The sequence below is a fragment of the Ammoniphilus soli genome (assembly GCF_040813775.1).
This window is the reverse complement of record NZ_JBEGDL010000001.1, coordinates 313023-333224: the sequence shown is the minus strand read 5'-3', so window position 1 is coordinate 333224 and position 20202 is coordinate 313023. Positions and strand designations below refer to the sequence as shown.

Genomic DNA, 20202 nt, shown 5'->3' with positions numbered 1-20202 from the left:
AGGGAGGTGGAAAAAATGGCACGCGTATGTTTCGTAACTGGAAAAAAAGCAAGCACTGGAAATAAAAGAAGCCACTCCAATCGCGCATCTAAGCGTTCTTGGGGCGTTAACGTTCAAAAAGTGCGTATCTTGGTTGATGGTAAGCCAAAGCGCGTTTATGTAAGTGCAAAGGCTCTTAAGTCCGGTAAAGTAACCCGAGTTTAATTCATAGATTTCACGTCTTGTCCGATTGGACAAACAAAAAAAGCACCTTTTGCCAGGTGCTTTTTTTCTGCTTATTTTTTCTTAAAAGCTCCCAAAACAGCCTTAACCATTCCACCAATAAACCTTGGAAGCTTGATGGTATAGAATTTCATGACTGCCCCTCCTTACCTCCTGAAAAATTCATTTACCGTCATCAGCCATTTTTATTGAGAATCTTTGACCCCCAGGGACTCCCAAACGGATTGATGAACAATTAACATTTAGTAAAGTATATTCAAAAACCACCCAGAAATGTTCCAAAATTCTTAGGCAAACAGTCCAGACCCTCTAGCACGTTGATAACATTAGGTTCTAAGCTATTATTTGCCTACATAATTTATCAATAAGAGCTTGCACCAAAACACATGAGAAGGAGGGTTCAACATGGGACAAGCGGGACTCTTTACCCCCCCACCCATTCATGCATCAAATATGGTCATTTTCCCCCAATATTTCCAGCGCAGCCGGCTAAAGCAATTTATCAAGAGCATCCAAGGACAGTATACGGCCAATCAGGATGGATTAGTTACCGTAGTCAACGAACACTTCGAGCTTCACTATCAAATCTATCACAGGCACATTGATCTGGCAGAGTTAAGCGTCAAACCTAAAGCCATGCCCGATGCTGCCCGTTCTCTCGAATTTTTAAAATATGAGTCCTATCTGCTCCAAAAGCCCATTTACGCCAGCCATATTGAGAAAGACTTGATCGGATTCTTCCAGACGCAAGGATTCCGCATCCTGGATGATGAAGAAAAGGGAGAAGTTTATGAAAGCTTTTGGCAAAAGGAAACGCAAAAGGTATAGAATTCTAAGAATCTCATCTAAGTTTATTCATCATGAGAGAGGATATAACGGCAGAAAGTCCTGTAATTCGAAAAACGAGGTTCATTTGGTGAATAGGGGATAACAGGATAAACGAGACAGTCGATTAATACTTCTTTTGGGATGAATAATGTAAAAGGCAGGTTTCAGATAACAGGAGAAAGTCCGGCTATTTCTCTAAAAAACTAAAAAAATCATGATTTTTGAGGTTTAGCCGGAAATACTCCGCTTATTTTTCACTTTTTCAGTCTAATCGCACGAATAGTCGGAAAATCTCCCGTTATCGCCTGTACCCGCCTTATTAGAGGGCAAAGTCGTTAGTTCCTCTATCCTCTTATCGCTTGAATGGCTGCTTTGCGATCTGGCTGGTTATAGATAGCATTCCCCGCTACCAGGACGTTAGCTCCCGCTTCGATCACCCAGCGCGCGGTTTCGGGCTGTATTCCCCCATCCACTTCAATCTCCACATGATGCAATCCCCGTTCATCAAGGATCTGACGTAGCTGACTAATCTTAGGAAGGACGCTCGAAATAAACTTTTGCCCGCCGAATCCAGGGTTAACGGTCATCAAAAGAACCATATCGAGGTCTTCAAGGATCGACTCAATCGTAACGATAGGAGTGGCTGGATTCAGCACCACCCCAGCTTTTACCCCGATTTCCTTAATGAGGTGGATCGTGCGGTGAAGATGCGTGCATGCTTCTTGGTGCACAGTGATGATATCGGCGCCCTGCTTGGCAAATTCGGGAATATAACGGTCCGGGGCCTCTATCATTAAATGTACGTCTAACGGCAGCTTCGTATGAGGCCGAATAGCCTGCACTACTAAAGGCCCTATCGTAATGTTCGGCACAAAATGGCCATCCATGACATCAACATGGATGTAATCTGCTCCCCCTGCTTCCACTTCCTTGATTTCTTCTCCCAGCTTCGCAAAATCAGCGGATAGGATGGACGGGGCTATTTTAATCGGTCGTGCCATATTTTAATACCTCCGCTTTTTATCTTTTATTTCTTGAATAAATTGCTTATAGCTTTCATACCTGGACGGGGATATGGCCCCTTCCTCCAGCGCTTCTCGTACAGCGCACTTCGGTTCGCTTAGATGAGTACATCCCCTAAACTTGCAATCGGGAATATACGTTTTCATCTCGACATAGTAGTGGCTTAACTCTTCCGGTTCAATATCGAAAAAATCCAGCTGGCTGAATCCCGGAGTGTCCGCCACGAATCCACCTTCAACAGCAATCAATTCGACGTGTCTTGTGGTGTGCTTTCCTCTTCTTAATCTTTCGCTGACTTCACCCGTCTGCAGATTAGAACCGGGAAACAACGCATTTAGCAAGGTCGATTTCCCGACGCCTGATTGTCCTGCCAAAACTGTGATATGACCTTGGAGCATTTGACGAAGCTTGGCAATACCCCGGTCGGAGTATTTGCTAGTAACCAATACATCGTATCCAATACGGCGATACAATTGCTCTATTTCATCCGTACCTTCTTGTTCTGCCAAGTCTGCCTTGGAAAGGCAAATGATCGATCGCAATCCGGCAGATTCGGTATGAACGAGAAATTTGTCTAGCAGCAAATGACTCATCTCAGGCTGAACCAAGGAAAATACAAGGACTGCCTGATCGACATTCGCAATAGGTGGGCGGATCAGCTCCGTCGACCGCTCCCGGATCGACTGAATATATCCTTCCTCATTGCTTTCCTGATCGTATTCCACCCAATCGCCAACCAAGGGAGTAATCCCCTTTTTCTTAAACAAGCCGCGGGCCCTGCACTGCCAAACGGAAGGGCCATCCAGAACATAATAATAGCCGCTTAATGCCTTGATTATCCTACCTTCAGGCATGCCTATCCTCCTGTGCATCAAGGAACATCCGAATATTGGATATTCCGTTTTTCCAGTAAACTTCCATCTTTGTGAATCGTGATGGTGGCATCCTGGGTTGGAGACAGGACGACCTCCACATCAAACGTGTCCGATTGGCGAATGGTTTCTCTGATTAATTCAATATCCTTCCCGCGGGCATCGGAAACCATGATGACAATATCCGCGGTTGGTTGGTCTCCCAACAAAACGAGTACAGGCTCTGAAATCACCTTCGCATCCGAAGGAAACCCGTTGCTGACACCCATTTCGATTTCGGCCCCAGGAGGGGCTTGGCTGCCAGGCTGAAAGGGATATTGCCTGAAGACTGTGCCTTTTTTCATATAACTGGGCTCGGGTTTTAGCTTGCCCTTCAGACCGTTTTTCTCAAGGAGGGCTTGTGCCTGCTCGACAGGCAAACCAATTAGTTCCGGCATCAGAACGGTTTGTTTTCCTGTGCTAATCGTGATGATGACGTTCGTCTGGGAAGGCGTCACCATTTCTCCCGCTGCGGGCTCCTGGTTCATGACAATTCCGCTGGCATACTCGTTGCTGGGTTTTCGCTCAACCTTCACATTCGCAAATTTCTCAAGCTGCAATTCAATATGCCTTTCTGGCAAGCCCACCAGTTCAGGCATGGCAATCTGCTGCTGCCCTTTGCTTACGAAAAGCGTGATCTCGGATTTTTGCTTCACTCTCATGCTGGGCGGAGGCGTTTGACGAATGACCATATCTTTAGGTACCTCATCATTGAACCGCTCCTGAATCACATGGTTCAATTCCTTTTCCTTGAGAACCTCCAGCGCTTCATCCAAGTACATTCCTTCCACCCTTGGCGTCACTACTTCAGGTACATAGAAAATGCCCAACAGGAAATTAAAGCCATACAATGCAATAATAAAAAAGGCAGACAAAAAACTTAACCAGGCAATAGACTTAAGCCACTTGCGGGGCTTCTTTTCTGTTTCACGGCGCTGACTGTTTTCCGGCTCCTCATGATCATCCATTCCCTCCATGCTATCCATTTGCTTCAGCATTTCTGGCGTTATGGCAGGGATCACCCTCGTCGCCTCATCTTCATCCTGTTCAATAACGATCGGCGGTTCATGTAGACGATCGGGATTTAAGCAAGTTCGCAAATCCCTTTGCATGTCTTTCGCTGATTGGTAACGATGCAAAGGGTCCTTCACCAAGGCACGCATAATCACGTTTTCTATGCTTTGGGGTATATCTGGATTTATCTCCCTGGGCGGCTTGATATTCTCTTGCAAATGCTTAAGCGCTACGCTGATGGGAGAATCTCCTGAAAAAGGAACCTGCCCGGTCAGCATCTCATACATTACAATCCCAAGGGAATATAAATCAGATTTCTCTCCGCTGATGCCTCCCCTAGCCTGCTCCGGAGAAAAATAGTGGACAGAACCAATGACAGAACCCGTATGCGTAATCGTTGCGGAAGTTACTGCCCGGGCAATGCCGAAGTCGGTTACTTTCACCCGTCCTCGCGAACCGATCAAGATATTGTGAGGCTTAATGTCCCGATGGATAATATGGTTATGATGGGCATGCTCCAGTGCATCGCAGATTTGAATGGCAATATGTATCGCTTGTTCTAAATCGAGCTTCCCTTTTTGGGTGATAAGCTCTTTGAGCGTTAAGCCCTCAATATACTCCATTACAATATACTGGATATCATCTTCTTCCCCAACATCATATACATTGACTACATTCGGGTGAGACAGACTTGCGGCCGCTTGAGCTTCACGGCGGAACCTGCCGATAAAATCATCATCATGACCAAATTGGGATCTGAGTATCTTGAGAGCCACTGTCCGGTTCAGAAGATTATCGTGAGCCTTGTAAACGACAGCCATTCCACCACCGCCGATTCGCTGTTCGACTTCGTATCGACCGCCAAGGCGCTTACCGATCATCCAGACACCTCGCTTCTCTCAGCACGAGGTTCATCGTATTCAGCAATAACGATAGCTGTAATATTATCTTCCCCACCCGCTCGCAAGGCTGCTTGCAGCAGTTCTCCAACCGCTTGGTCCAGTGTCCCTGCGGCGTTGACAATTCTCATAATGTCCCCAGGAACCACTTTATTGGACAATCCGTCCGAACATAAAATCAGGCGATCCCCCGGTTCCCACTCTAAAGCCTTCAGCTCGACTTCCACATCATAGTCCGTTCCCAGGGCACGGACCAGAATGTTTTTCTGAGGATGGTTTGCTGCCTCTTCTTTCGTGATTTGCCCGTTTTTCAATAGTTCGTTTACCAGAGAATGATCTTCTGTCAGCTGGGTAATTTGCTTGTCGGAGACGCGATAAATTCGGCTGTCCCCAATATGGCCTATCACAAGCCACTCCGGATTCACCAGACAAGCCGCAATTGTGGTCCCCATTCCGTGGCAATCGTCGTGGCTTTTGGAATAGCTGTAAATAGCGTCATTGGCTTTTAGGATAGCTTGGTCCAGACGGTCAATCGCCTCATCAGGACCCAAATCATCAGGCAGGTTTTGCAGCTCCATCTTTACAATGTCCACAGCCATTAAGCTGGCTACATCCCCCGCTTGATGACCACCCATGCCGTCCGCTACGATCGCCATTAGATTCCCGTTTTCCAGATTGACAACCGCTCCGTTATCCTCATTAAAGGCTCTAACACAGCCAATATGTGTTTTGTAGGCTGCTTGCATTCGGTCTCACCTCGTTAATTCCTTCACCGCTTGTATCTTTCCTCCGCCTGCTTCCGCTAAAGAATCCTTCCCTTCAGCTTCTTTTTGCGTTTTGGCATGCTGGGCTCTCAATTGTCCGCAAGCTGCCGCAATGTCGCTCCCGTGCTCCCTGCGAATCGTCGCATTGATCCCTCGCTTTTGAAGCGCACGCTGGAATTCAAAAATGTCATCCTTAGGAGTCCGGACATAATCCCTTTCAGGCACATAGTTCACTGGAATGAGATTGACATGGCAATTGATGCCGCTTATTAAGGAAGCGAGCTCCAGGGCGTGCTCTACCTGATCATTGACCCCTCCGAACAAACCGTACTCGAAAGTAATCCTTCGCCCGGTCTTATTCACATAGTACCGGCATGCTTCCATCAAATCAGGCAAGGGAAACCGCCGATTGACAGGCATTAACCGAGAGCGGATCTCGGTATTGGGTGCATGCAGGGAGATAGCCAGGTTAAATTGGTTCATATCGTCCGCCCATTCATAAATCTTCGGCACAATGCCGCTTGTAGAAACTGTAATGTGGCGCTGTCCAATATTTAGCCCCTTATCATGGTTGATCACATAAAGAAAATCAAGAAGGGCTTCGAAATTCTCAAAGGGCTCTCCTATCCCCATCACGACAACATGGCTCGCTCTCTGCTCCTCCTCATCTAGAGCCTTCTGAGCCATGAGCACCTGGGATACAATTTCCCCGGAGGTCAGATTGCGCTTAAGCCCTCCTAGCGTAGAAGCGCAAAAGGTGCAGCCGATTCGGCATCCAACCTGCGTTGTGACACAAATGCTGTTTCCATAGTTATGCCTCATGACGACAGTCTCAATGGCATGTCCATCGTGCAGGGAAAATAAAAATTTAATGGTTCCGTCTGCCGATTCCTGTCTCGTTATTTCGTTAAGCCCGGCCAAATGGAAAGAGGACTGGAGCTTATCTCGCAGGGATTTTGATAGATTGCTCATTTCTTCAAACTGATTCACTCTCTTGACATAGAGCCAATCAAAAATTTGGCCAGCCCGGAATCCTTTCTCTCCGTTGCTTTCCAGCCATTTCTGCAATGCTTCAAAGCGCAAATCATAAATTAATGGTTTCAATTGAAAATCACCATTTCTTTCGTTTTTATCTAGGTTTCCCACATTTGATCAATACTACCAATCATTTTAACATAGGAGTTCTGAAAACACTAAGTCTGTCGCGTGATGCGAGAAATAAAAAAACCATCGCTCCCAAATTGATGGGGAAGAATTTGAATATAGCCTCCCGATTTATGGAAATGCTGGCGCAGATTAGGAGGCATATCGGTAACCAAGCTGGCATCTAGTGTAAACGATGGATTGGCGTCAATAAACCGGTGGATCAATCTGCTGTTTTCTTCCGGATCTACCGTACAGGTGCTGTAAACTAAGCATCCGCCCGGTTTAAGCCAGCGCGCCGCCTGCTCCAAGATTTGATATTGAGTCTGGGCAATTTCTTCAATATCTTTCAGCTGTTTTTGCCACTTCAAATCTGGCTTTCGCCGAATCACACCAAACCCGGAACAAGGAGCATCAACAAGAATGCGGTCGAATAAGCCCTTATGCAAATCAGACGGCAATTTCCGGGCATCGGCCTGCTTCGGCTCGATGATCGTTACTCCCAAGCGATCGGCGTTAGCAGTAATCAATTTTAATTTATGCTCATGGATGTCTAGCGCCAGGATGGATCCTGAATTCTCCATGAGTTCAGCGATATGGGTAGTCTTCCCTCCCGGGGCGGCACAAGTGTCCAGCACGTGCATCCCCGGTTTTGCTGCAACCGCATGGGCAACCAGCATCGAGCTTTCATCCTGTATTGTGAACATCCCCCGTTGATAGGCTTGAGAAAAAGCAATGTTCCCTACCTGCTTTAGCAATAAGCCTTGAGGGGCTATATCGGAAGAAGCGATCTCCGCCCCTTCCAATTCTTCTTGAACAACCTGAAGGACTTTCTCCCTCGTCGCCATCAATGGGTTAATGCGAACACTGACAGGGGGCGGCTGATTATTCATCTTGCACATCCCGATCGTATCCGTCTCCCCAAAAAAGCTTAACCATCGCTTAACCAGCCATTCGGGATGAGAATATTCCAAGGCGATTTTCTTAAACTTTGGCCATTGTGCAGGGAAAACCCATTCTTCCTTTCTTCTCGAATAATTGCGAAGCACGCCATTGACGAGTCCAATCGTTCCCTTATGTCCTCGCCGTTTCGCTTCTTCTACCGCTTCATGAACGACAGCCCGTTCAGGAATCTTATCCAGATAGTGCAACTGATACAAGGAAAGACGAAGAAGATTTTGAACCCAAATCTCTAATTTAGAAATGGGCTTATTAATCAATTTAGATAGGATCCAATCTAGCGTATTCAAACGTGAAAGAGTGCCATAGACCAGCTCGGTGGCAAGTCCCGCCTCTCGTCGGTCTAGACCTTCCCGTTTTAAGGCTGCGTTGAGTTGCAAGTTGCTAAAAGCCTTGTGATCTTGCACATCAATTAAAACCTGAAGAGCTATGGAACGTGCAGATGCCTTCGTGGCTTGCGCCATACCACCCATGTCCCCTTTCCTAGGAGAATTTCATTTCCGGCTGCAGTTGCTGCCCGATTCCGCGAACGTATTCCGATGCGCTCATTTTTCTTTTTCCGGACGGCTGAACTTCTTTTAAGCGAAGAATCCCTTTTCCGCAGGCGACGTCGATCCCTTCTCCGTCCGACTTGATAATAGTACCGGGCGGGGCAGCAGACGTCTTGTCTTCTTCGATGATTTCCGCCCACCAGATTTTAAATACCTGCTCTTCCAGCAGCGCATAAGCCACCGGCCAAGGGTTCAAGCCGCGAATTTGGTTATAGATTGCCCTGGCTGGGTTATTCCAATCAATTTTTTCATCTTCTCGGCGAATATTCCAGGCGTATGTAACCAACTCTTCTTCTTGCTTGCGGGGGACAATCGATCCCTCTACGAGTCTGGGGATCGTATCCAGCAACAAATCTGACCCTGCAGCGGATAGCTTATCATGAAGCGTTCCCACCGTATCTTCCATTTCGATCGGCACTCTGACCTGGGTAAGGATGTCCCCTGCGTCTAGCTTTTCAACCATATACATAATGGTGACCCCTGATTCCGTTTCTCCATCCACAATCGCCTTATGAATGGGAGCCCCTCCCCTATACTTCGGGAGAAGGGAGGCATGTACGTTAATACAGCCCCATTGAGGCAAATCAATTATTTCCTTTGGAAGGATTTGGCCATATGCTGCAGTGACAATAAGGTCCGGTTTGAGCGAAAGCAAATGTTGCACGGCCTCTGGATCCCTTAGTTTTTCTGGCTGGAAAACAGGAAGGTTGCGCTTTAGCGCTGCTTCCTTAACGGGAGGGGGGGTCAACTCTTTCTTTCGCCCCTTCGGCCGGTCAGGCTGTGTGATCACTTCCATTACGTTATACCCTGAACGGATCAGGTTCTCCAAGCAAGGTACGGCAAAGTCCGGTGTACCCATAAAAATAATGTTCAACATGTCTCCGCTCCTTTTCTTATGCTCGGCCAAGATTAAAAAGGACAAAGAAGAAACTGGCTCATGCGCCAGTTTCTCTCTACCCTTGATCCGGTTGATTTGGATCTCTCTCATACATATTTTCGGCTAAATCAATAAACAAGACGCCGTTCAGATGATCAATTTCATGCTGGATGCAGCGGGCGAGCAGCTCATCCCCCTCTACCTCAATCTGATTTCCGTGGCGATCGAAGCCCTTCGCTTTGACACGCATGGCTCGACGAACATCTCCCATCACGCCAGGGATGCTTAAGCACCCTTCAGGTCCGAATTGTTCCCCTTCTCTTTCAATAATTTCCGGGTTCACCATTTCAATCAGCCCATCTCCGCAATCCATGACAATAACGCGCTTGAGAATCCCTACCTGCGGGGCAGCAAGTCCTACGCCATCCGCATCGTACATGGTTTGAGCCATATCATCCAACAACTTATGGAGGTTCGCATTAAAATTTTTCACTTCTACACATTTCTCTCGTAAAACGGCTTCAGGATGCTTAACGATCATTCGAATTCCCATAGTCCAAGGACCTCCTTGTTATCATCTATCACATGAGCATTTGCGGATCGACATCAACTGTCAATTGGATGTCATCCGGCTTATGCTTGCTTGCAAAGGATTCTGCCATCTTTTTAATAAATGGCAGCACTTCCGGTTCATCCCTATATTTTATCATGCATTGAAACCGATATCTATCTTTGATCCGGGGGATCGGCGAAGCCACAGGTCCTAGTAAATAGACGCTGGAAGGAAGAATGCGGCGGAGCTTCTGAACCCAATCATCGGCGCTTTTCACTGCTAAAGGTACGCTCGCAGAGGTAAAGGTAAATAAGATCAGACGGAAATAGGGGGGGTACCCTTTTTCATAGCGATGCTTTAACTCAATAGAAAAGAAGCTCTCAAATTTTTGAGTTTTCGCCAATTCAATACTATAGTGCTCCGGACTGTAGGTTTGTATCACAACCTCGCCAGGCAGCTCATGCCTCCCGGCTCTCCCTCCCACTTGGGTGAGGAGCTGGTAAGTTCGTTCAGCCGCCCGGAAGTCAGGCATGCCAAGAATGGTATCGGCAGCAATGACTCCGACTAGGGTTACCTTCGGAAAATCCAAGCCTTTAGCGATCATCTGCGTGCCGAGCAGCACATCCCCCTGTCCTTGCCGAAACATGGTCAGAAGCTTTTCATGAGCCCCTTTTTGCGAAGTCGTATCCACATCCATCCGGATCACCCGGATGCCTGGAAAATGCTTGCTTAATTCTTCCTCCACCTTTTGCGTCCCTGTACCAAAGTAGCGAATGTGCCCGCTTCCGCATGCCGGGCATTTCTCCGGCTCCCGTTCTGCATATCCGCAATAATGGCACCTAGCCGTTTGATTCGATCGATGGTACGTGAGGGAAATATCACAGTGGGGACATTGCAGGGAATGACCGCAGGAACGGCACATGACAAACGTGGAAAAGCCCCGGCGATTGAGGAAAAGAACCATTTGTTCGCCGCGATCCAACCGATCGGAAATCGCCGCTGAAAGCGCCCGACTGAACATCGTACGGTTTCCCTCTCTCAGCTCATCCCGCATGTCGATGATACTCACGGAGGGCAGCGGTCGAAATCCCACCCGATCAGGCATCGATAGCAAACCCATTTGACCATTGGATGCCATAAAAAAAGTTTCCATGGCTGGCGTAGCACTTCCGAACAACGCAATGGCCCGATGAGACTTCGCCCTTTGCATGGCGATATCGCGAGCATGGTACCTCGGATTTTCTTCCTGCTTGTATGAGCCCTCGTGCTCTTCATCCATAATAATAAGTCCCAAGTTAGAAAATGGGGCAAAAACAGCCGATCTTGCTCCGACTACGACTTTAACTTCCCTTTTTCTGATCCTACTCCATTCATCGTACCTCTCCCCCTGGGAAAGCCGGCTGTGGAGAACGGCAACCCTATCCCCAAATCTCCCTTTAAACCGATCCACCATTTGTGGCGTCAGGGAAATTTCCGGTACAAGAACAATGGCTTCTTTGCCCAAATCCAAACACCTTGCTATACTTTCCAAATACACCTCGGTTTTCCCGCTTCCCGTCACCCCATGAAGAAGATAAGCAGAATACTGATCAAGGGTCAAGGCATAATGAAGTTCCTCCATTACCTCTAGCTGCGTTTGAGTGAACCGAACAGGTTTTTGTTCCCCGAAGACCTTCCCTGCATAAGGATCCCTGCGCTCTTCGACCTCCTCCAATTCCAGCAGCCCTTTCTCAACTAAGGCTTTCACAGAAGAAGAAGACAGTTCCAATGTGGCAAGCAAAGTCTTTAAGGGAATGGGCCGAGATTGTCCGAGCATAAAGCGGAGGATATCCTTTTGTTTTTGGGCTTGCTTTGACAAGCTCCCGATCGAATCTCTAAGAGTATCATCACTCACAGCCTTTTTGACATAGAGGAGTGTCTTCTTGGTAATCCTATCCCGTACGACTTGTTCACAGTCCATCCAGCCTTCACGAATGGCAGTGGCGAGAAACTGGCCTTGATCCGGAAACTCCGTAAGGAACTGATCCCATTCAACTGTACCCCTTGCTGAAACATATTCCATCATTCGCTGTTCTTCCGAAAGCAGAAAGGAAGTCGTTCTTCCTTTTGGAGTGACGCTTAACTCCTTCTTATAGCTCGATCGCAAGGCTGCGGGAACCATCACCTGCAAAGCACTGTATAAGCGGCAAACGTAACGCTGGCTAACCCAATGGGCAAGACTTACGAGCTCCTCCGTCAGCGGAGGGACCACATCCAGGACATCCTGAATCTCCTTTAGCTGCGCCACTTCACTTTGTTCGGATAGGCCTACGACGTACCCTTGAAGCAACCGGCGACCAAAAGGAACGGAAACTCTGCTTCCCACGGCAATCCACGAAGACAAGGATTGAGGTACCTCGTAGTCAAACGCCCGATCCGTATCGACGTGAGGAACATCCACTATTACTTGGGCGTACATTTGGCTTTTGCCTCACTTCTGGATATCGCTTCGTCAAGTATGCGGTCTGCCACTTCGCGTTTCGAGAGCTGCGGGAGAGAATGAATGAGGCCGTTCTGGTCGTATAGGCTGACAATATTGGTATCCGTCCCGAAGCCTGCCCCTTCCATGGCCACATTATTCGCTACAATAAAATCCAAGTTCTTGGCAAGTACCTTTTTCATTGCATTTTCTTCTACATTCTCTGTTTCCGCAGCAAAACCGACCAGAACTTGGGTCGGTTTCTTGTGCTCCCCAAGATGGCGAAGAATGTCTTTGGTACGAACCAGCTCAATGGTTAGATTCCCGTCTTTTTTCTTCATCTTCTGTTCATGGACAACAGCCGGACGATAATCCGCAACAGCGGCCGCCTTGATAATCACATCAGCTTGATCCGCCCGAGCTGCAACGGCTTGGAACATATCCTCTGCGGACTCGATCGGAACCCAATCTACGCCTGCAGGCGGGTTTAGCGCGGTTGATCTTCCGCTGACAAGGATAACCTCAGCTCCCCGTTCCTTAGCCGCTTCCGCAATGGCATAACCCATTTTCCCCGTGGAACGGTTGGTAAAAAACCGCACAGGATCTACTGCTTCCCTTGTGGCCCCCGCGGTAATTAAAATCTTTTTTCCTGCAAGATCTTGCTTAGGTGTAAGTTCATGAATGATGGCGCTGACGATTTCCTCTGGTTCCGCCATCCGGCCCTTCCCAGTGTATCCGCAGGCTAGGAACCCCTCGCCGGGCTCAACATAACGGATCCCTCGCGACCTCAATATATTCATATTATGTTGCACAGCAGGGTGCTGATACATATGGACGTTCATGGCCGGACAAACCAGAATGGGAGCCTCGGTGGCCAGCAGCGTGGTACTAAGCATATCATCCCCTAGACCAAGTGCAGCTTTGGCGATGAAGTTCGCGGTAGCTGGAGCCACCACAATCAGGTCAGCCCGATCGGCTAAGTCAATATGAGCGATAACCGTCGGATCCTTTTCCTCAAACGTATCCACGACCACATGGTTCCGTGATAAGGCCTGAAAAGTAAGCGGCTGGATGAACTGAATCGCCGATGAACTCAAGATGACACGGACATTGGCTCCTTTTTGGACCAAAGCACTGCATAAAGCCGCTGCCTTATAGGCTGCGATCCCCCCTGTCACCCCTAGGACAATGGTTTTTCCCTGCAGCATGGTTTTCCCCTCCTCTAATCAACCGATACTCCTACAAATGGAAAATAACAACCTCTAAGGGTTGTTATTTCCTAGCGATCTACTGTCTTTGGCCTTTCGAACAAGAGCTGGTTTTCAATGATCTCTTCTAAGGCAATTCCTACAAACTTCTTGGAATTAGGCTTACCCACTTTAATATCCTTTTCATTCTCCCTTAATTGCCTTGCTCTCTTGGAAGCCAGGCTGACTAAGGTATATTTGCTTTCCACTTTATCCACCAGTTTATCGATCGATGGGTATATCATCGTTTAAACCTCCTTAAGCCATTTGCGATATTTGGCAATTTGCCGGTCCTTCTTTAAATGTTCGGCAAGAACAATCGATTGTATTCGATGACAGGCCAACTCAACCTGGTCGTTGACAACAACATAGTTGTACTTATCCATCAATTCAATTTCTTCCTTCGCTACGCTCATCCGGGAGTTTATGGTTTCTTCCGATTCCGTCCCTCGTCCGACAATGCGATTGCGCAATTCCTCAAGATCTGGCGGGGCTAAGAAAATGAAGATTCCTTGCGGGAACTTTTCTTTTACCTGCAGTGCCCCCTGAACCTCGATTTCCAGGATGACATCCTTGCCTTCATCAAGGGTCTGTTCAACAAAACCGCGAGGAGTTCCGTAGTAATTCCCGACATACTCGGCCCACTCTAACAGCTGATCGTTTTCAATCATATGCCTGAATTCCTGCTGCGTTTTAAAAAAGTAATTTACCCCTTCTTGCTCCCCTTGGCGCATTGCCCGAGTCGTTGCAGAAACAGAATACACCAGCTGAGGCATCGTTTTTCTAAGAGCGGCGCAGACTGTTCCTTTTCCCACTCCTGAGGGGCCGGATAAAACAATGAGCAGGCCCTTGTCGAATTCGATGTCTGATTGGTTCCTATTCATCAGGATCCTCCTCTTTTGTAGACAGACGCTGGGCAACGGTTTCTGGCTGAACCGCAGATAATATCACATGATCACTGTCCGTAATAATGACTGCTCGCGTCCTGCGTCCATATGTCGCATCGATAAGCATCCCTCGATCCCTAGCTTCCTGGATAATTCGTTTAATCGGGGCCGACTCAGGGCTTACTATTGAAATGATCCTATTGGCAGATACGATATTACCAAATCCTATATTTATAAGCTTAATGGCCATTCTGGCACCCCCCATTATTCTATATTCTGCACTTGTTCTTTAATCTTTTCCAATTCTGCCTTTAAATCTACTACCCTTTTGCTTATTTCCAAATCATTCGCTTTCGAGCCGATCGTATTCGTCTCTCGGTTCATCTCTTGAACAAGAAAATCCAATTTGCGGCCGACTGGCTCCTGCTCCTGCAATATAGCCATGAATTGCTGAGAATGGCTCGCTAATCTTGTTAATTCCTCATCTATATTAACCTTCTCGGCAAATATGGCAACCTCAGTCAGAATCCTGCCTTCATCGCCTTCCCAATGCCCAGAAAGCATTTCCTTCATCCGATAGGCTAGACGCTCCTGATATTGCTGTACAACAGCAGGTGTTCTCAGTCGAATTCCATCAATGATATGATCAATGGATTCGATTCGCTTGGCAATATCTTCATGAAGATTCTTTCCTTCCGATTTTCTCATATGTATTAACTGCTGACAAGCTAATTCCACGGAATCTAGAATATCTTTAGCATATTTTTGAATATCTTCTTGCGGTTCCTTCAGCTGCACAATTTCCGGCAGCGAGAGAAACTCTATGGGACTCACCGCTTCATCCTGAAAGGGAAAGCGCTCCCGAAGGGCCTGATAGGCATTATAATATTCTCCGGCGAGAGACCAATTCACAACGACCTTCTGGTCTTGACCGTCAGGTCGTTCCACTTTGATGAAGACATCTACTTTTCCGCGGCGAATATAGGCTCCAATCTTCCTTTTTACCTGTTCTTCTAGTGAGATCAATTCCCTAGGCATGCGTACGGCTAACTCTAGAAAACGATGATTTACGCTTTTCATCTCAACTGTGAGCTGAATTTCCCCGGTTTGCGAAGAAGCTTGTCCAAATCCTGTCATACTCTTAATCATTCATATCACCGACCTAAAACAATCATCTATATTCTTTATCATTTGGGTTGAAAGAAAGCAACGGCTATAAAGCCGTTGCTTTTAAGCTGTCCTTTTTCCTTTTACGGCATCCCATACCAGGCCCAGGATCCCTACGGCAACGGTCGGAATGGCGGCAAATATCAGCAGGGTGATCCATTCTTGCAGGTCGAGCGCAACGGTCTTAAAGATCGGCTGAAGCGGCTCAAGGTAAATAACCCCAACCAATAGCAACACCGATACAATGACGGCTAATACCAGCCATTTATTCTGCAAGGGGTTCCTATGAAACACCGTCCTTTCACTCCGACAATCGAAGACGTGAATAAGCTGGGCCATCACTAGGGTAGCAAATGCCATCGTCTGCGCCTTCGCTAAATCATCCGGATTCGCTTGCAGCGTAATCCAAAACGCGGCTAAGGTAGAAATCCCGATCAGAAAGCCCCTGCTGAGAATCTTCCATCCCAATCCTCTTGAAAAAATACTTTCCTTGCTGGAGCGCGGCGGACGCTTCATCGTATTGCCTTCGGGCTGATCAACACCCAATGCCATGGCGGGCAGACCATCCGTGACTAGGTTAACCCAAAGAATCTGTATGGGCACAAGAGGAAGAGGCATTCCGGCCATCATGGCAAAGAACATCACCAAGATCTCCCCTACATTGGACGCAAGTAAGTAGCGAATAAATTTACGTATGTTATCGTAAATCGTTCGACCTTCTTCAATGGCCGCTTCAATGGTGGCAAAGTTGTCATCCGCAAGAATCAGTGAGGACGCTTCCTTCGATACATCCGTCCCTGTGATCCCCATAGCAATCCCAATATTTGCGGCTTTAATTGCCGGTGCGTCGTTGACACCGTCTCCTGTCATCGCCACAACGTGTCCTTTTGCCTGCAACGCGCGGACGATCTTCAGCTTATGCTCGGGTGAAACCCGGGCATAAACGTAAATTTTCTCCACTATGCTATCGAACTCTTCATCGGACATATTATATAGATCCTGCCCATTTATTGTCAACCCGCCCTTTGGCAGGATCCCCAGCTGCCTGGCGATAGCTTCAGCCGTCGTTTGGTGATCACCCGTAATCATTACGGTCCGAATCCCCGCCACCCGACATTTGCGGATAGCTTCCTTCACTTCTTCACGCGGCGGATCAATCATCCCCGATAAGCCGACAAAAACCAGCTTAGATTCCGCTTGCCCTTCGTCGACGATCCGTTCCCCCGCTGCTACGTCCCGATAGGCGACACCCAGCACGCGCAGAGCCTGCTCGGCCATCTGTTGGTTGCTTTCGACAATCTCCTTTCTCAGCGATGGGGTTAATGCGGCTACTTTTCCATTCCATAATATATGGGTGCAACGCGATAAAAGAACGTCTGGCGCTCCTTTTACAGCGATCATTTGCTCCCCTTTGCGATCCTTTACTAGAACGGACATCATTTTCCGCTCCGAATCGAAAGGAAATTCTTTTTGCCGCTCCCATTGGGTTAAGCTGCTTGGCTGAAACCCTGCTTTAGCCGATGCCACTAACAGCGCTCCCTCGGTCGGGTCCCCGACAATGGCCCACTCCTTATTCTCCCTGCTTAAAATGGACTTCTTCCCTTCTTTCCCTTCCACTAACCTGGCATTATTGCATAGGGCATTTATCTCGAGCAAACGCTTGAAAGCCGCATGTCGTTCCGGGCGGATTTCTTTGCCCTCAAAAACAAACTCCCCGAAAGGCTCGTAACCCGTTCCTGTCACTTCTACCTGCTTTCCCTCTACCCAGATCCTGCGAACCGTCATTTTATTCTGAGTAAGGGTTCCCGTCTTATCCGAGCAAATCACGCTCGCACATCCCAGCGTTTCTACCGAGGGAAGCTTCCGTACAATGGCTTTTCGCTTGATCATGCGCTGAACGCCTAGCGCAAGGGCGATGGTAACAATGGCAGGCAACCCCTCAGGGATTGCGGCTACGGCTAAGCTTACCCCCGCTAAGAACATTTGGTAAGGATTATGATTATGCATAATACCTGCGATCACAACCATAGCCGTCAGAGCCAAGGCAATGACGATCAATACTTTCCCCAGCTGCTCCAGTCGCTGCTGGAGCGGAGTTTGCATTGTATCCGTCGTCTGGATCAAATGGGCGATTTTTCCCATCTCCGTATGCATTCCGGTCCCTGTGACAACCCCTTGGCCTGTCCCCCTTGTCACCAATGTTCCCATAAACGCCATATTCTTCTGGTCCCCGAGCGCTACATTCTGCTGGGCAATCACCCCATCTATTTTACTGACAGGCACCGATTCCCCTGTCAGGGCTGATTCTTCAATCTGCAAGCCTTGGCTTGTCAAAATCCGCAGGTCAGCTGGTATCCGGTCTCCTCCCTCAAAATAAACAAGATCTCCGGGGACAATCATTTTCGCCGGAATCTGCATCAGTTCCCCGTTTCGGACGACGTGGGCGGTAGGTGCCGTTAACTCTTTTAAGGCTCCTAGAGATTTTTCGGCACGATACTCTTGAATAAAACCGAGTATGCCATTAAGAATGACAATGGCGATGATTGTTATGGCATCAGTATATTCACCTAACAATCCAGAGATGAGTGTTGCCGCGAGCAGCACGAGCACCATAAAATCCTTGAATTGGTTGAGTAAAATCACAACAGGTGAAACCTTCTGATTTTCCTGCAATGTATTTTCTCCCACCTGCTCCAGCCGTCTCTCCGCTTCCTTGCTGGTTAACCCTTTCACCGGATCAGTTTGCATCCGATCGATACATTCCTGCACGGTAAGGTTGTACCATTGGTTCGTATCCAACTGCTATTCCACCTCTTTTCCTTATTAATACTGCCTAACCTGGATCTAGTACTAGCCCTGTGGGTTCTTCCCTAGCTAACATATTCAGACAAGCATAAAAAAATGATTTGATTTTACCTCACTGCTCTTTTGGTTTATACTTGTTTGGATAATGGGTTCGGAGGGGAGTGTGAACACCGTGGCATTTGACGGTTTAGTTACAAAAGCAGTAGTAGATGAGTGCAAGCAAACGATTGAATCAGGCCGCATTTCAAAGATTTATCAACCAAATGACACCGATATCATTCTCCAGGTTCGAGCCGGAGGCGAAAATAGAAGACTGCTGATCTCAGCCAGCCTAACCTACCCGCGGGTGCACCTGACTAATGAAACCTTTTCCAATCCAGTCGAGCCGCCTATGTTCTGTATGCTGCTGCGCAAGCACTGTGAAGGAGCGATCATTGATCGCATCTCCCAAGTAGGCATGGAACGAATCATCTATCTTGATATGAAAGTCAGGGATGAACTGGGCGATTGGAAAACAAGAAGAATTATCGTAGAGATAATGGGGAGACACAGCAATATTATTCTATTGGATGTAGAGCGAAACATTATCCTGGATGGCATCCATCATGTGACTCCTGCCATGAGCACGCATCGGGTGGTTCTCCCCGGCAGGCCTTATGTGGCCCCGCCTGAACAAGGAAAAAAGAATCCTTTGGATTGCGAAAAAAATCAATTCATTAGTTCATTTGACTATAATGCTGGAAAATTAGATAAGCAGATCGTTGATCACTTTACAGGCATTAGCCCTCTCGTCGCCAGAGAAATCGTCCACCGGGCAAAACTGGGTGACCGTGAAGAGCTTTGGAACGTTTTTCATGATATGATGCACCATATCCGTGAACAACAATATGACCCGCAAATGGTGAAAAAAGAGAACAAATCCTTTTTCTCCGTAGTAAACTTGTCCCATCTTGAGGGCGCAAAAAAAGAATTTGCTTCCATTCATGCCTGCCTTGAAGCATTCTTTGACCGCAAAGCGGAACAAGATGCCGTTAAACAAAAGGCGCATGACCTTATCCGTTTCGTATCCAATGAACGAGAGAAAAATGAAAAGAAAATCGTCAAGCTAGAAGAAACTCGCAAGGAAGCTCAAGGAGCAGAACAATTCAAGCTATGCGGAGAATTGATTACGGCGTATATGCATGAGCTGAAAAAAGGAGACACGGTGGCCAACGTAGCAAACTACTATGACGAAGATTCAGCTATGCTGGAAATTCCCCTTGATCCACTAAAAAGCCCAGCCGACAATGCTCAGGCCTACTATAAAAAATACAACAAGGCTCGCAATAGCCTGCATGTAATTGAAGAGCAAATTCATCTGGCCCAAAAGGAACTGGAGTATTTTGATGGACTCGTCCAACAGCTTTCTGATGCTTCCCTAGATGACATTGCTGAAATAAGAGAGGAATTGGTAGAGGAAGGCTATCTTCGATTCCGGGGCAAGAAAGCAAAGAAAAAAGCGGAGAAGCCCCAGGTGGAGAAATATCTCTCCACAGACAATATTGAAATTCTTGTAGGCAAAAACAACAAGCAGAACGAATATCTAACGAACCGGCTTGCTCATCCGATGGAAACCTGGCTTCATACCAAGGACATACCCGGCTCTCATGTTGTCATCCGGGCCAAGGAATTTCCAGAGCAAACCTTAAAAGAAGCAGCTTCTATTGCAGCCTTTTTTAGTAAAGCTCGCGGTTCGAATCAAATCCCTGTTGACTATACGCTGATTAAGCACGTACGAAAGCCTAGCGGTGCCAAGCCTGGTTTTGTGACTTATGATCACCAAAAAACCATCTATGTTTCCTCCGATGAGGAACTCGTTCGCGGCCTTCGGATAAAAAACTGAAAAAAGGAGAA

At 47.5% G+C, this 20202-nt stretch carries 18 protein-coding genes and 1 pseudogene; 3 read left to right on the top strand and 16 right to left on the bottom strand.

The features are described from left to right. Positions 1–15: 15 nt before the first annotated feature. Positions 16–204: a 50S ribosomal protein L28 gene (gene rpmB / locus ABLT31_RS01770; RefSeq protein ID WP_129196985.1), complete on the top strand. Its 189-nt coding sequence runs from the start codon at positions 16–18 to the stop codon at positions 202–204. A 71-nt stretch (positions 205–275) separates the two neighbouring features. On the opposite strand, the gene spoVM is transcribed toward rpmB, so the two are convergent. Further along, positions 276–356: a stage V sporulation protein SpoVM gene (gene spoVM, locus ABLT31_RS01765; protein ID WP_367749336.1), complete on the bottom strand. Its 81-nt coding sequence runs from the start codon at positions 354–356 to the stop codon at positions 276–278. 271 nt (positions 357–627) lie between these two features. Between spoVM and ABLT31_RS01760 the strand changes: the two genes are divergently transcribed. Continuing rightward, a complete protein-coding gene (locus ABLT31_RS01760) occupies positions 628–1050 on the top strand; it encodes a hypothetical protein (RefSeq protein ID WP_367748077.1) in 423 nt (140 codons plus the stop codon). Positions 1051–1394: 344 nt separating this feature from the next. On the opposite strand, the gene rpe is transcribed toward ABLT31_RS01760, so the two are convergent. The 15 genes and pseudogenes from rpe to ABLT31_RS01685 all read right to left on the bottom strand — a co-directional run bounded on the left by rpe (position 1395) and on the right by ABLT31_RS01685 (position 18303). Next, positions 1395–2051: a ribulose-phosphate 3-epimerase gene (gene rpe, locus ABLT31_RS01755; protein ID WP_367748075.1), complete on the bottom strand. Its 657-nt coding sequence runs from the start codon at positions 2049–2051 to the stop codon at positions 1395–1397. A 3-nt stretch (positions 2052–2054) separates the two neighbouring features. Further along, positions 2055–2927: a ribosome small subunit-dependent GTPase A gene (gene rsgA, locus ABLT31_RS01750; protein WP_367748072.1), complete on the bottom strand. Its 873-nt coding sequence runs from the start codon at positions 2925–2927 to the stop codon at positions 2055–2057. Positions 2928–2944: 17 nt separating this feature from the next. Continuing rightward, positions 2945–4879 carry a Stk1 family PASTA domain-containing Ser/Thr kinase gene (pknB, locus tag ABLT31_RS01745; RefSeq protein ID WP_367748070.1) on the bottom strand — a complete coding sequence of 645 codons (1935 nt, stop codon included), beginning with the start codon at positions 4877–4879 and terminating at the stop codon, positions 2945–2947. Continuing rightward, positions 4876–5643, bottom strand: coding sequence for a Stp1/IreP family PP2C-type Ser/Thr phosphatase (locus tag ABLT31_RS01740; RefSeq protein WP_367748068.1), 768 nt, complete (start codon positions 5641–5643; stop codon positions 4876–4878). The genes pknB and ABLT31_RS01740 overlap by 4 nt, the downstream gene beginning before the upstream one ends. A gap of 84 nt (positions 5644–5727) precedes the next feature. Beyond that, a pseudogene (gene rlmN, locus ABLT31_RS01735) lies at positions 5728–6807 on the bottom strand (dual-specificity RNA methyltransferase RlmN); the annotation flags it as partial. 47 nt (positions 6808–6854) lie between these two features. Next, on the bottom strand, positions 6855–8228 hold the full coding sequence (rsmB, locus tag ABLT31_RS01730; protein ID WP_367748065.1) for a 16S rRNA (cytosine(967)-C(5))-methyltransferase RsmB: 1374 nt from the start codon (positions 8226–8228) through the stop codon (positions 6855–6857). 19 nt (positions 8229–8247) lie between these two features. Beyond that, entirely contained in the window at positions 8248–9192 is a 945-nt protein-coding gene (gene fmt / locus ABLT31_RS01725) for a methionyl-tRNA formyltransferase (protein WP_367748063.1), read from the bottom strand. A 76-nt stretch (positions 9193–9268) separates the two neighbouring features. Beyond that, positions 9269–9745 (bottom strand): peptide deformylase, encoded by a 477-nt coding sequence (gene def / locus ABLT31_RS01720; RefSeq protein ID WP_367748061.1) that lies wholly within the window; start codon positions 9743–9745, stop codon positions 9269–9271. A gap of 28 nt (positions 9746–9773) precedes the next feature. Next, positions 9774–12203 carry a primosomal protein N' gene (gene priA / locus ABLT31_RS01715; RefSeq protein WP_367748059.1) on the bottom strand — a complete coding sequence of 810 codons (2430 nt, stop codon included), beginning with the start codon at positions 12201–12203 and terminating at the stop codon, positions 9774–9776. Continuing rightward, on the bottom strand, positions 12188–13411 hold the full coding sequence (coaBC, locus tag ABLT31_RS01710; protein WP_367748055.1) for a bifunctional phosphopantothenoylcysteine decarboxylase/phosphopantothenate--cysteine ligase CoaBC: 1224 nt from the start codon (positions 13409–13411) through the stop codon (positions 12188–12190). Before coaBC ends, priA begins: the two co-directional genes overlap by 16 nt. Positions 13412–13482: 71 nt before the next feature. After that, positions 13483–13695, bottom strand: a complete 213-nt coding sequence (rpoZ, locus tag ABLT31_RS01705) for a DNA-directed RNA polymerase subunit omega (RefSeq protein WP_367748053.1) — start codon at positions 13693–13695, stop codon at positions 13483–13485. Positions 13696–13698: 3 nt separating this feature from the next. Continuing rightward, positions 13699–14334, bottom strand: a complete 636-nt coding sequence (gene gmk / locus ABLT31_RS01700; protein WP_367748051.1) for a guanylate kinase — start codon at positions 14332–14334, stop codon at positions 13699–13701. Further along, complete coding sequence (gene remA, locus ABLT31_RS01695) at positions 14327–14587, bottom strand: extracellular matrix/biofilm regulator RemA (protein WP_129196950.1); 261 nt, start codon at positions 14585–14587, stop codon at positions 14327–14329. Before remA ends, gmk begins: the two co-directional genes overlap by 8 nt. Positions 14588–14601: 14 nt before the next feature. After that, positions 14602–15486, bottom strand: a complete 885-nt coding sequence (locus ABLT31_RS01690) for a YicC/YloC family endoribonuclease (RefSeq protein WP_367748049.1) — start codon at positions 15484–15486, stop codon at positions 14602–14604. Between the two features lie 81 nt (positions 15487–15567). Then, the gene (locus ABLT31_RS01685; protein WP_367748046.1) at positions 15568–18303 is read right to left on the bottom strand and encodes a calcium-translocating P-type ATPase, SERCA-type; all 2736 of its coding nucleotides are present in this window, start codon (positions 18301–18303) and stop codon (positions 15568–15570) included. Positions 18304–18481: 178 nt separating this feature from the next. Here ABLT31_RS01685 and ABLT31_RS01680 point away from each other — a divergent pair, with 178 nt between their 5' ends. Beyond that, a complete protein-coding gene (locus ABLT31_RS01680) occupies positions 18482–20191 on the top strand; it encodes an Rqc2 family fibronectin-binding protein (protein ID WP_367749335.1) in 1710 nt (569 codons plus the stop codon). Positions 20192–20202: the final 11 nt, after the last annotated feature.